Origin of the sequence: Microbulbifer sp. ARAS458-1, from assembly GCF_045348205.1 — a bacterium.
Taxonomy (GTDB): Bacteria; Pseudomonadota; Gammaproteobacteria; order Pseudomonadales; family Cellvibrionaceae; genus Microbulbifer.
Map to the genome: position 1 here is coordinate 3721492 of NZ_CP155838.1, position 12702 is coordinate 3734193.

The 12702-nt window shown below is 56.9% G+C and carries 6 protein-coding genes; 3 read left to right on the forward strand and 3 right to left on the reverse strand.

The annotated features are described in order from the left end of the window. Window positions 1-85 precede the first annotated feature (85 nt). Entirely contained in the window at window positions 86-6643 is a 6558-nt protein-coding gene (locus tag AAFH99_RS15545; protein ID WP_406828189.1) for a PQQ-binding-like beta-propeller repeat protein, read from the reverse strand. 277 nt (window positions 6644-6920) lie between these two features. On the opposite strand from AAFH99_RS15545, the gene AAFH99_RS15550 reads away from it, so the two are divergent. Further along, entirely contained in the window at window positions 6921-7643 is a 723-nt protein-coding gene (locus AAFH99_RS15550) for a YebC/PmpR family DNA-binding transcriptional regulator (protein ID WP_406828190.1), read from the forward strand. 37 nt (window positions 7644-7680) lie between these two features. On the opposite strand, the gene AAFH99_RS15555 is transcribed toward AAFH99_RS15550, so the two are convergent. Further along, entirely contained in the window at window positions 7681-7845 is a 165-nt protein-coding gene (locus tag AAFH99_RS15555; protein ID WP_406828191.1) for a hypothetical protein, read from the reverse strand. Between the two features lie 141 nt (window positions 7846-7986). Here AAFH99_RS15555 and AAFH99_RS15560 point away from each other — a divergent pair, with 141 nt between their 5' ends. After that, window positions 7987-9618, forward strand: a complete 1632-nt coding sequence (locus AAFH99_RS15560) for a thioredoxin domain-containing protein (RefSeq protein WP_406828192.1) — start codon at window positions 7987-7989, stop codon at window positions 9616-9618. A 147-nt stretch (window positions 9619-9765) separates the two neighbouring features. Here the strand turns inward: AAFH99_RS15560 and AAFH99_RS15565 are convergent, their stop codons facing one another. Beyond that, the gene (locus tag AAFH99_RS15565) at window positions 9766-10695 is read right to left on the reverse strand and encodes an SGNH/GDSL hydrolase family protein (protein WP_406828193.1); all 930 of its coding nucleotides are present in this window, start codon (window positions 10693-10695) and stop codon (window positions 9766-9768) included. A gap of 275 nt (window positions 10696-10970) precedes the next feature. Here AAFH99_RS15565 and AAFH99_RS15570 point away from each other — a divergent pair, with 275 nt between their 5' ends. Next, entirely contained in the window at window positions 10971-11786 is an 816-nt protein-coding gene (locus tag AAFH99_RS15570; RefSeq protein ID WP_406828194.1) for a metallophosphoesterase, read from the forward strand. Window positions 11787-12702 lie beyond the last annotated feature (916 nt).

Consider the following 12702-nt stretch of genomic DNA (forward strand, 5'->3'; position numbering starts at 1 on the left):
ACAATAGTGCAGTTTGTGAGCAGTGGCAAAAATGAGGCCTAACAAAAAGACCGGCCAATTGGCCGGTCTTTGCTGTGATATTTATTCAGTCTGCCAACAAATCGATGGCGGTCAATGCCGAGCCGGAGACATACAATACCCCCTCGTCGCTGAGGCTGAGTGCACCGGAGGCCGCGTAGGACCACACGGCGTCCCGGCTCTGTAGATCAATGGCGTAGGTTGTGGTGGCGCCCCCCACAAACACGTGCGTACGGGTAACCACGATATTTGACGTCAGGGATTCGCTTGCCTCGTAATTCCACAAGACCGTACCCGTCGACTCGTCAATGACCTTCAGTATTCCGGATTCAATGGCAAAGATCTGCCCCAGATGTGATGAGGGCTGCCCGGTATAGTTCCCCGAACGCTCCCACAGAATGGCTCTCTGCTCCAGATCAAACACCACCAGAGTACCGCGCTGGATTGCTACCGAGTTTCCAATCCCGGTCAGCACCGTCGCCATCCCCACGTCATTGCCACCCCAATCGAAGCTGGGGAAATCAATGCGATAGGCGAGCTCACCGGTCAGCCGGTCGTAGGCGGCAAAATCCGTGATGAACGCATACACATACTGATCATCCACCGCGGGAGTAAAGCCGTCATATTGCGCCGTATTGGCAAACCAGTTTTCGCTGCCGGTTGCTGCATTGTGGGAATACATGCCCCCGTAATACCCACCCGCGATGTACAGCTGCCCCGCGAAAGGTGTGGGAGCCAGGTAGCTGGACCACTGATTTCTGTACGCGGTAGCAAAGTGTAAAGCCCCGGTCTCGGCATCTAGACCACGAATAAAGGAATCCCCGTGGCCCCCGCTCTGAACGTACACGCGGCCATCAGCATAGGCCGGGGGATTCAGGCTGTTGATATCGTCGTAGGCTTTTTCCCAGCGTATTTCACCGGTTTCCGCATTCAGTCCGTATATCCGTTGATTACTGAAGTAGCTGTCACTGGAGACAAAAACCCGACCATCGCCCGCGGCCACGGAGTGAAGCCTGGAAACATCCGGAAAGCTCTTGCTCCAGCGCAAGGTGAAATCAGCCTCGTCCAGATCCCATGGTGTATAGCCGGTATGATCTGCTCCCCCCTGGGCGCTCCCCCAGACCACCGGCATCGGGAAGTCCAGCTCATCCGTCGGTGACGTATGCGCGACATACTCCTCGAGATTGGTAAAGGTATCCGAATCGAGATCTCCCGCCGCGTCTTCCGGCGCGTTCGGATCCAGCGCAAACTCGACCTCCCAACTGTCCGGCATGATGTCGCCATCGGTGTCTTTCAGCAGCGGTGACGAAGCATGCACGACGTATTCATCGTAATCCGTCAGGCCATCACCATCGGTATCCGCCAGGATCGGTGAGGTTCCGAGTACGGATTCCTCGAGGTTGGTCAGCCCATCGTCATCGGCATCACCAGCGGCGTCATTTACCAGCACATTCAGACCGTGGGTAACCTCGTAAAGGTCGCCCATGCCGTCCTGGTCGGAATCACTGGCCAGGGGATCAGAACCATGAACCTCCAACTCCTCCTGGTCGCCAACACCATCACCATCGGAATCCGTGAGATTAGGGTCGGTACCGGCGGCCAGCTCTTTGTCGTCGGTCAAACCATCCCCATCGGAATCCGGGTGCAACGGATCCGTGCCATGCACCAGTATTTCATCCCCATCGCTGACGGTATCTCCATCTGTGTCTGTCTTGTCCGCACGGGTGCCCAGGGAGAACTCCTCCAGGGCGGTCAGATTGTCCAGATCATAGTCTGATGACGCATCCGCAGGGTTGTTGGCATCAAGCCCATTGGCGGCCTCCCACCAATCCGGCAGGCCATCGCTATCGCTATCCAGGTGCGGGGTGAAATCGACAAACTCGGCAAAGACCGACAGGCGGGAGAACCCGCTGAGATCTCCATTCACCAGTACCACATTCTCGAAGCGGGAAGACAACAGCAGATCACCGTTGCTCCGCAGGGAGATGTCATAGAAGCTACCGCCCACCTCCAGCTCAGCCTGATGATTTCCGAAGGAGTCGTACTTGTGGACATCCCCGCTCCAGTCCGCAATGAACAGTTCGCCAGCGCTATTGACGGCAATAGAACGGCCCTCATCCACCGTGAGCTCCGATACTAACGTCATGGTGTCCGGGTCGAACTTATCGATGACTCGCCCGGTAAAACCATAAAGATATCCGTCTTCGCCAACGGTCAGGTCGATATAACCATTGCCACTGACAAAATTGAACGAGCCGTCACCCAGGTCAAACTCAACAATGCCCTGATTGGGGCTTCCCGAGGTCGCCATATTGGTGACGAATACCCGTTCTCCGATCGCATCGATCCCTCCGTAGGTACCGTTGTTGATGGTGGACCATCCCGGTGCGGTGTAATGCTCCCACTCGTGATCCCTGGGCGAATAAATACTGAGCTTCGGCTCGAAGGTGCCATTGAAGACGGCCACACGGCCATCAGCGAGAACCGCGATATCCCGCGCCTCTTCGATGTAAGCACCCTGACCAGCAACCTCCACCTCCTTCAGAAGTGTGGCGTCGTAATCGTAGAACTGAATTTTGTTGTCATTGGACGCGACAAAGCTCGCCCCCATTTCAAATACGTTGTCCAGCGGTGCCACAACGAAATTATCCAGATACACCGAACAGTCATCACTGCTACTGGTGATGGAAATTGTCAGCTCTCTGTTGCCGGCTGCCAACGACAGTTTCTGGGTCTGCCAGATTGACTGCGGAGGGTAACCACTAAAGACCTGCTCACCATCCACCCGGATAGACACATTTTTGTCGTAGTAGTTGTAGCAATCAGAGACCATATCGAAACGGACCTCCACCGGAGCAAAGGTTCGCTGCCAGGTGATGGAGGCATCGCCACCAAAGGAAAGCGCGTAGTCACCATGACTCGCCGTACCTTGCACCACGGACATGCTGCCCGGCGCCGAGGCCACCGCCAACTCCGGCGGTACAGTGCCATCCTCGAACGAGAAGTACGCATCTTCTACGACTTCAGGTAACGAATTGATGTCCGCTGCATCAGTCCCGTTGACGTACTCGATATAGTTGGCAACGCCATCCCCATCCAGATCGCCTTCCATATCGTCGGCACTGGTCGGATCCAAACCGGCAGCCAGCTCCCATGCATCGGACATGAGGTCGCCATCCGAGTCCTGCGCATTCGGATCACTACCGACAACAAGCACTTCATCGCCATCACTCAGGCCATCCGCATCAGAATCTGCTTCTGTTGCTGAGGTAGACGCAGCGAACTCATCCAGATTCACCAGGCCATCGTCATCCGGGTCCAGCGCTGCATCTGAGGCATCCTCATCACTAAGACCATATTGAAGCTCCCACCAGTAGGGAAGCCCGTCCTCATCCGCATCGCCCAAAAGTGGTATTTTGCCGAATACCATTCCGCGGGTAGCGTCCTCTTGCAGATAGACAAGACCTTCGTCGTATTGCTGGACCTGCCGGGCATCCACTTCTCCTAATTCCAGGGTAAGCAAGGGTGCTTTCAAGTCAGCATCGTATGCCACCAACCACAGGTCGCCCTCGTTCTGAAACAGAATCACAGCCACGTCCTGCCACCAGAACCCCTCTACGGGATAAAACTCGCTACTCAGCGCTGGCCAGGATTCGGAAACGGGTAACTGCTGCATGTAAGGCAAGCCATACAAATCACGTACCACCGTGTTGCCGCCTGCGAGAATACGGGATTCATCCGGAGATACTGCAACAAATGCAGGTAAGCCTGGGCTGTCAAAACGCGCGCTTTGGGTACCTCTGAGATACCCGCCTTGCGGATCAATAATTCCGCTATTTAATTGGCCGCCTAGACTGTATCGGTTCCAGAATATACGGCCACTTTCATGATGATATTCAGGCTCGACTGCCTCGCCATAGAGCGAGAAATCACCGAGCTTGTCAAACATTGAATCAAGCACATTGAACTTGCGGTCCCCATAGGGGGTGGATTCCGTCACCAGAAGATGCGGACCGGCACTAATCAGCCCAAGGACCGTTCCACTTGCGCGGAATACGCGTTCTGTCGACAGGGGTAACACGCTGACAACCCGGTGAACCCTGCCCTCGATATCGGCAATCAGGATATCGCCCGCATCCGTCACCACTGCAGATATAGCGCGCACATCACCCAGCACACGGGAAAGCGGGATCGGATTCAGGAGTGCATCAGTACTCACATCCCAACGGTAAATTGACTGGTCATCGGCAGAAAATGCGTAAACGATATTCTCGTGTAAGACTGATTGCTCTATCTCACCGATAACCAGAGCACTGGCAACATCGCAAATGGAACCACTGCCCTGGGACGCTTCCTGGCACGCCGAATCTTGCGGATAGGCATCCAGAGACAGCCCGCTCGTCGAGTCGGATCCACTGTAGCCAGTGTTCCAGCTATCCGGCCAGCCGTCACCGTCCGAGTCCAGTGAGGCGGCAGGGTCCGTCGGGAAATGGTCTGCGAGATTCTCCACTCCATCGTTATCTTCATCACGATCGGTAGTAAAGGTATGGAAGAGGTAGATGCCAGACGCTTCGCGAGTGACAAGAAAGTAATCCGTACCCCGATCCAACAGTGTATTGGCAGCGCCATTAAACGTTTGTGTCTGGTAAAGCGCGCTGTGCGATGTATACGCACTCACCGTAGTGGCGCCCTGCCCATTGGTAGCCACCGTCACCAGATCACTGCCGTTATACACTCCGCTGGCAAAGGCGTTCACCATCCGATCGGAACGCTTGTGACTGAACATGTCATATTGCACGCCCGAGCCGGAAACAACCTGATTGACGTTGTCGAGCACGAGCAATGGGCCGTCAGGGAAATACTCCCAATCGTAGGAATAAACAAAGGCACTATCGAAATGCCCCGAACTCGAGTTGATTGCGTAATATGCCAGGCGATAGGGCGTAGAATAGCCATAACGGAAATACAGCCGATCCTGTGAATCCGACCACGCAGAAGCGAGAATTTCAGACTGGTAGTCCATCCGGTGCATCAGCTGCCCGGACTTGGACAGCGTCAGGTGTGTTTTACCTTTGCCATCTTCACCTGTAACAAAAAGGTAGTCGCCGGCCGCCGCGAGATTGACCGCGGGAAAGCCAAGCCTGGCCAGTAACTGCAGCGAGTTTTCATGCAGATAGCGGATAGCCCCATCCGGATACGCGATATAGGTTCTGCCGTGATCCTCGTGGGCGAGAACGGCGTTGGGAGATACCCCATCCACAGCGAGATCGATTTTCTCTTCAATTCCGCCGGACGCGGGGACATAGCGGAACATGGTCAGCTCGGTGTCATCCCGGGCCACCAGCAGTACACTGTCATCGGCACCCGTAATACCCTGCGTCACCTCGTAATCGGCAAGCGCGGTCAGGTAACACTGGCTGCCATTACCATGCGCCGCGACACTGCAGCTGCCATCGAGCGGATAGGCATCGCCATTGTCACCGACACCATCGTCGTCGCTATCGAGCGACTCTGCCGGGTCGCGCGGGAAAGCGTCCGCTACATTCAGGATGCCGTCCCCATCAATATCCTCATCCACCACATCTGGCCGGCCATCACCGTCCATATCCGGGCCCAATGCGGCCAGAACAGCTACGGGGGGTGCCTCCACCAACACATCCACATTGGTCGAAGGCGCGATATCCGCGGCTTCATTCAACAGGATCTGTGCTGTCTCACCGGCCAGATAATCGTCCTCGCCCCGCAAAGCGCCAGTACCGGGAACAGGCAACTCACCAACCACCTGTCGCGCCGCTACTGCGAACACCTGCTGGCTTCCGTCCTTTGCTTCTTGTCCTGGCAGCGGACTGTTTCCGTCATACTGGCCGTCGAGCAGATCAGCAGCGATCCATTCGATTACCTGAGTGACCGGCAGCCCCAGCTCCTGTGCGACGGCCCAGATCAGAGCAACCTGCGCTTCCATTGCCGTGCGGTAATCAAGCACCTCCTGAGTAACCGGTATTCCGGAAATAGGCAGAGGTTGCTGGGCAAACAGATCAATGCCTTCCAACTGCCCGAATCCCAAGGCGGTAGCAACGGTAGTAGAGAACTGTTGCAGATTATCCGTAACCGGTTGTGAATTGCCCTGTGCGCCATGCAGCCGCATCATCTCAAGCACCAGCGTGGTGCTGATCGTGGCATAGACGGGTTCAGCGCTTTCCAGGGCCTCGCGGGAAGCGAGTGTAATCAGAGTACTGATCACCGGAGCCTGCCCGGTAGAAATGTCGATGGTGTCGACGTCTGCGGCAACCTCTACCAGGAAGTAGTCACTACCGTCCAGCTCGAATTTGACACCGTCAAATGCGCCGGTGCCCCCGGTACTGCCACTGGCAAGCAGATCACCCTTGAGGCTTCCACCACTATTGAGCAGGGTATAAACACTGACTTCTGCGTCACTGAGAGGGCCCTTGATCGCATGACCATTCAGGATTACAGGCTCTGCTGTGGGCGGAGGTGGATTGGTGCCCGGCCCAGAAGGGTCGCCAGAGGAGCTGCCGCCCCCGCCGCCCCCGCCACAGGCAGCCAGCAGTCCCACAGATAGCAGCAACAGGCCGCGAGAAAAGATCGTTTTTGTTTTGATTATCATCGCCCCAACCAGAATCGAAGTACGTTTTTTGCACAAAAGGCCCCCAAAACCGTACAACTGGCGTGGAATCCCCCAAGAAAAGCAACCACGTAAATTACGCCAAACCGGACCCTGAGCGCAATTACAAGTGATTACACACTTCGCCCATAGCCCTCATCAGGCGGCCACACCGGTATGCCACGGAAAATCCTTTCGGCTGGATAACTTCTCTTACCGAGAGGGTGCCAGTAAAATCCGCCCTCTTAATTTGTCAGCATCGATACCGGAGCACCTCCCCATGGGCCGAGCCTACCAGAACCGCAAAGAATCCATGGCCAAGACCTCGAACATGAAGGCCAGGGTCTACAGCCGTTATGGCCGCGAGATCTACGTGACTGCAAAGTCTGGCGGTGTCGACCCGAACGGTAACCTGGCCCTGCGCAGCCTGATCGACCGCGCCAAGAAAGACCAGGTACCCTCCCACGTCATTGAGAAGGCCATCGACAAGGCCAAAGGCGGCGCCGGTGAAGACTTCTCCCGCGCCCGCTACGAAGGCTTCGGCCCCGGCGGCTGCATGGCCATCATCGAATGTCTCACTGACAACCCCAACCGCACCTTTGGCGATGTGCGTCAGGCGTTTACCAAAACCAAAACCAAAATCGGTACCGAAGGCTCCGTCAGCCACAGCTTCGACCACCTCGCGATCCTCGCTTTCAAACACGACGACGAAGAGGCGGTGCTGGAAGCCCTGATGGAAGCCGATGTAGACGTGACCGACATCGAAAACGAAGACGGCAAACTCACCGTCTTTGCCCCGCATACGGACTACGCCAAGGCCAAACAGGCCTTGACCGAAGCCTTTGGCGAGATTGATTTTGATGTGGATGAGATCCAGTTTGTGCCGCAGACCTATACCCAGGTGAGCGGGGATGACGTGGCGCTGTTTGAGAAGTTTATGAATATGCTTGAGGATCTGGAGGATGTGCAGGCGGTTTATCACAACGTGGAGAATCCACAGTAAACCTTTTTCATATCACAACTAAAGGCCTTGCCGCGCCTCACAGAGGGTGGCGGCCACCACATGCTTCCGCCACCTTCAGAGCCGGGCCATCGATTCCAGACGGCGAAAAAACCCCTTCTTCGCGATTGCCAGCGCCTTCGGCCTGGCTCTGAACGGCCGACGCCCGATTGAGAATACCGTTCATGTCTCGACTGGACGACATCTCGACACGCCTGATACACGTTTCCGCTCCATCGCGCTGAACGCTGCGCCATAATCCTCCCGACGCCACCCTCTTGGTAGAGCATACGAAGGCCCTGTGATAGAACCAACGCAATAAAAAGAATCAGAGGATTACATGGCGATGGAAGTAACAGGAACAGAACCCAGAGAGCCACTGAGAGAAGGCCGCACCCACCTCAGGCTGCGACTACTGACACTGTTGGCCGTGACAGTGCTTACCGGCTGCGGCACCGATACGCAGCAGAGCTCCGGGGTACAAGCGACAGCAGATCCAGTCGTGGCGCGCATCGGTGAAATCGCGATTACCCTGGCGGATGTGGACAGGGAACTTCAACTCGAGCGCCACGACCTGGCACTGGCCGAGTACCAGCTGCGATTCAACACACTGAAATCCATGGTGGACGCCGAGCTCACCACCGCTGCCACCGCAGAAGTACAGCCCGCCGTCGACTGGCTACTCCCCCACCCCACGCCTCCCCGACTGGACATCAACACCGCCGGGCGCCCCCTGCGCGGCAACCCGGAAGCCCCCGTGACCCTTGCCGTATTCTGCTCCTACCAGTCGGTGCACTGCGCAAACACCAATCTGGTCTTGCGCGCGCTGCTGGAGCGGTACGCCGGCTGGATCGCGGTGGCACCTTTTGACTTCCCCATGCACTACCACCGACAGGGCACGCAGGCGGCTGCCGCCGTACAGTGCGCCGGCCAGCAGAACGCACCCTGGAGCTACGCCGATGGCCTGTATACCCGGGCTAAAAACCTGGAGGGGGAAGTCTTCACCCAGTTGGCGTCGCAGCTCGGGTTTGCCCGGGACGCCTTTGACCAGTGCCTCGGTGAAACCGAGGGCATTGACCGGATTGCCGCCGATACCACCCTCGCCCGCAACCTCGGCCTGCAGAGTGTGCCGGTGGTATTTGTGAACGGCCTCTACGTGAAAGGCCCGCAGTCCCCGGAGCACTACGCCATGTGGATCGACCGGGAACTGCAGCGCCTCGGTCACGACCCCGCAACGCCTCACATTCACGCCGCGCGCTGGCGACCATCCTCCGATGGCATTGCCGAGACCCAGCTGCCACTGCAGCTGAACGGCACCAGCGTGTCCTCAAAGCCCGCGCAGTCCACCGCCCTGATTCGCGTCCGCGATGCGTCTGCCAGCCGCTTCTCCCCAGGGGATGCCCTACTACCGGGCGCCACCCTAAAACGGGTGCATGAACGCCATGTCATGCTGCAGGTCGGGGATCACCTGGAGCGGCTATCCCTCCGCAGCGGCGATGGAAATTCGGTACCCGTGCCCAAGACCGACACCACCCCACGGGATGAGGCCACCATGCGGCGCATCGAACAGCCGGAAGGCGAGTCCCGTAGACTCATTCCACCCTCCGGCGTGCTGCCATTGGGGCAGGAGTGGCTGGAGCAACAATTACAGAACCGCGAAGAACTGGAAAAGAAATTCGTGGATGCCGAGCACGAAGTAGACGGCTACAAACTGCAGCGGCTTGAGGGCATCGAGAACAGCGAATTCTTCACCGCACTGGGTTTCGAGGAAGGCGATGTGGTGGTGCGGGTCAACGACAGCTGGGTACACAGCGGCCAGAACCAGCTGTGGGATGCGCTCACCAGCGGCCAGGTGGTCGACGTGACCTATATGCGCAACGGGCTGCCGCAGCGGGTGCAGTATGTGGTGCAGGAGAAAGGGTATTTCGAGGGAAGCGGCGGCCAGGGGAGTTCCGGTAATGACGGCAAGACGGAATGACCCCCATTACCTCAGCGTCAATTCGCCACCCGCGTTTTAGCTGGCGGCCAGTGTAGGGCTCCCGCAGGAGCCCTGTTCACCGCCCGGGGTGACTTACCCCGAATGACTCACCCCGAATGACTTACCCCAAAGGTATTCATACGGGGTTTACTTATCCGGGTTACCGTTCCACATCAGGTTCGCCACGGTATTCTGCCCACGCACGCTGGGGTGGAAGCAGTCGCCCCCATCGATATCATCCTTACCGAACTGGAAGGTGCCCACATTGGACTGGTTGGCCCCGGAGTACTCCGCCACCACTTCCACGCCATTGACGCCGTTATAGGCAGCGGCCTCCTGCTGCAGCACCTCGTTGTACAGACGCTGCGCCGCATCGATACCCGCATAGCGCGTGGCAAAGGATTCCCCGTTCATGGTACCGCCATTGGTGGCGATCCGGCAGATCCCAAAGGTCGACCAGACACTCTCACAGTTCACCCGCCAGTTACCGGTCTGCTTGGCGATACCCGCGGCGCGCAGATCCTGCACCCGCGGCACCGAGCCCAACAGCACCGTCGAGCCATTGGGCAGGCCACCCACCAGCTTATCGAGCCCCGCTTTAACGGCCCCGCGCCACTCACTCTCGGTCAGTAGCGGATCCGAGCAATTGGCCGGATCGACACAGTCTCGGTTGCAGATATCGTTGCCACCGAGCACCACCTCCACATGGTCCGCAACCACCGTCTCGGAAAGAATCCTGTCCGCCTGCACACTGAAACTGTCACCACCGCCGCGCATCTCGGCACCGGAGCGGGCCGCGTTCTTGTTGGCCGCAACGTTTGGGTCTACTGCCTTGTACTTGTCGTGCACACTGTTGACGCGGCTCGAGTAGCCATCAAACCAGCTGTGCTCCGGCTGGTCTCCGCCCAACAGGCAGAAAAAACCGCCAGTAAAAAAGGTATTGCCGGTACAGTCTGCCGCAAAGCCCATGGTAATACTGTCACCGGCGGCCGTGCCCTTGGCAGGCGCCGCCGTGGTCCCCAGGGAACACAGCGCGGATGTCATGGCGAGAGAAACGAACAAAGGGAATTTGAGCATGAGGTTATCTCCGATCATCAGTTTATGGTTTATTTTTTGTTAATACGGTGAACGGATATAGGTTAACTGGTCACACTAATCTCCGGCGGAACGGGCGTAGAATTGCACGCACTGTGTCGAAGTCTGGGAAGTAACTCCCAGGTTCGTCGCCAGAAGCTTTTCCCGCAGCAGCAGGCTCTGGAGCCACTAGCGCCCGAGTCTCACCTCCCTGTCCTATCCTGCAAAGAATCGGAGTTCATTCGGCTCCACAAGTAACCGCCCACACAGTCTGCCCCATGCCAATTTACCGAAAGATCAGCCAAAACCGCACCGGACGCGACTTCGTCGTCGGCGATGTGCACGGCCACCTCGAGCAACTGCAGAAACAGCTGAACGCCCTGGCATTCGACCCCGACAGCGACCGCCTCTTCTGCCTGGGCGACGTAATAGATCGCGGCCCCGATAGCAGAGCGATGCTGGACTTTATCGACCAGAAAAGCGTGTTCAGTATCCTCGGCAACCACGAAGCCATGATGATCGCCGGCTTCGAAAGCCCCACCGATGTACAACTGCACTTCTCCAATGGCGGCGAATGGTTTTACGAGCTCAACCGCAGCGAACAGAGCCGCCTGGTAGACAAGGTGCGCCAGTGGCCCTGGGCAATGGAGATTGAGACCGCACAAGGAACCGCAGGCCTGGTCCATGCGGATGTGCCCGAGAGCAGTTGGGAGATGGTTCAGAAACTGACGAAGCTTGCCAGCAAGCCATGGGCTGAAGGCGCGTCCATGTCAGAGCCTCGTATTGCTGCCGCTGCGCAGCCGTTGCTGTGGAATCGCGGACTTATACAGCGCCTGTATAAGGATGTACTCGGTCTCGAGCGCGGCAAAATTACTGATGCAGAGTATGGAAATGCGTTTCAGAAATGGACTGCAAAAATAGCCAATGCGGACTCAAGACAGCGCAGTTCTTTTCAAATATCGGGGATTGGATCTGTTTATCTTGGGCACTCGTATGTGCCGGTTGCTACACATATCGGGGACTGCCATTTCCTGGATTCTTTTCGTGGGGATACAGGGGAAGAGCTGAGCGTGATTTGTATCGCACAGGCCTGAAACAGGATTGAGAAGGCACTTCAAAAAACACAAAAGCCCCGCAATGCGGGGCTTTTGGAAGGATACCGAACCCATGAAAAGTCCGGCTTTCAATGTGGTGCCAGGGCGGGACTTGAACCACTAAAAATATCTTTACTTATCAGCAACATAGAATCAAGAGATAAGCAAGATACCCCCAAAAGTACCCCCAAAATCTGCAGGGCATATTTACGTCGTGAAAAGCATCCTGCATGTGATATATATCGCCTACGATCTATTCCTAGCCCAAATACACGGCTACTACCCAGTCTCTCATGATTGGGGAGCCCTACGTTCTCGTCCTGGCTCCAAACGCAAGCTTATTGCACGGAGTCCCACGATGGGGGGACCCTTACGATCTGTTCCTAGCCCGAACACACGGTTGCTACTCAGTCTCTCATGATTGGGGAGCCCTACGTTCTCGTCCTGGCTCCAAACGCAAGCTTATTGCACGGAGTCCCACGATGGGGGGGCCCTTACGATCTGTTCCTAGCCCGAACACACGGTTGCTACTCAGTGTCTCAAGATTGGGGGGCCCTACGTTCTCGTCCTGACTCCAAACGCAAACTTATTGCACAGAGTCCCACGATGGGGGGGCCTTACGATCTGTTCATAGCCCGAATACACGGTTACTACACAGTGTCTCAAGATTGGGGGGCCCTACGTTCTCGTCCTGACTCCAAACGCAAGCTTATTGCACAGAGTCCCACGATGGGGGGCCTTACGAACTGTTCATAGCCCGAATACACGGCTACTACACAGTGTCTCAAGATTGGGGGGCCCCTACGTTCTCGCCCTGCCTCCCTAACGCAAGCTTATTGCACGGAGTCCCACGATGGGGGGGCCCTTACCATCTCTTCCTAGCCCAAATACACGGTTACTACTCAGTGTCTCAAGA

Coding starts and splice junctions, on each gene's coding strand:
- AAFH99_RS15545 (WP_406828189.1), bottom strand. CDS start 6,643: ATGATAATCAAAACAAAAACGATCTTTTCTCGCGGCCTGTTGCTGCTA.
- AAFH99_RS15550 (WP_406828190.1), top strand. CDS start 6,921: ATGGGCCGAGCCTACCAGAACCGCAAAGAATCCATGGCCAAGACCTCG.
- AAFH99_RS15555 (WP_406828191.1), bottom strand. CDS start 7,845: ATGTCGTCCAGTCGAGACATGAACGGTATTCTCAATCGGGCGTCGGCC.
- AAFH99_RS15560 (WP_406828192.1), top strand. CDS start 7,987: ATGGAAGTAACAGGAACAGAACCCAGAGAGCCACTGAGAGAAGGCCGC.
- AAFH99_RS15565 (WP_406828193.1), bottom strand. CDS start 10,695: ATGCTCAAATTCCCTTTGTTCGTTTCTCTCGCCATGACATCCGCGCTG.
- AAFH99_RS15570 (WP_406828194.1), top strand. CDS start 10,971: ATGCCAATTTACCGAAAGATCAGCCAAAACCGCACCGGACGCGACTTC.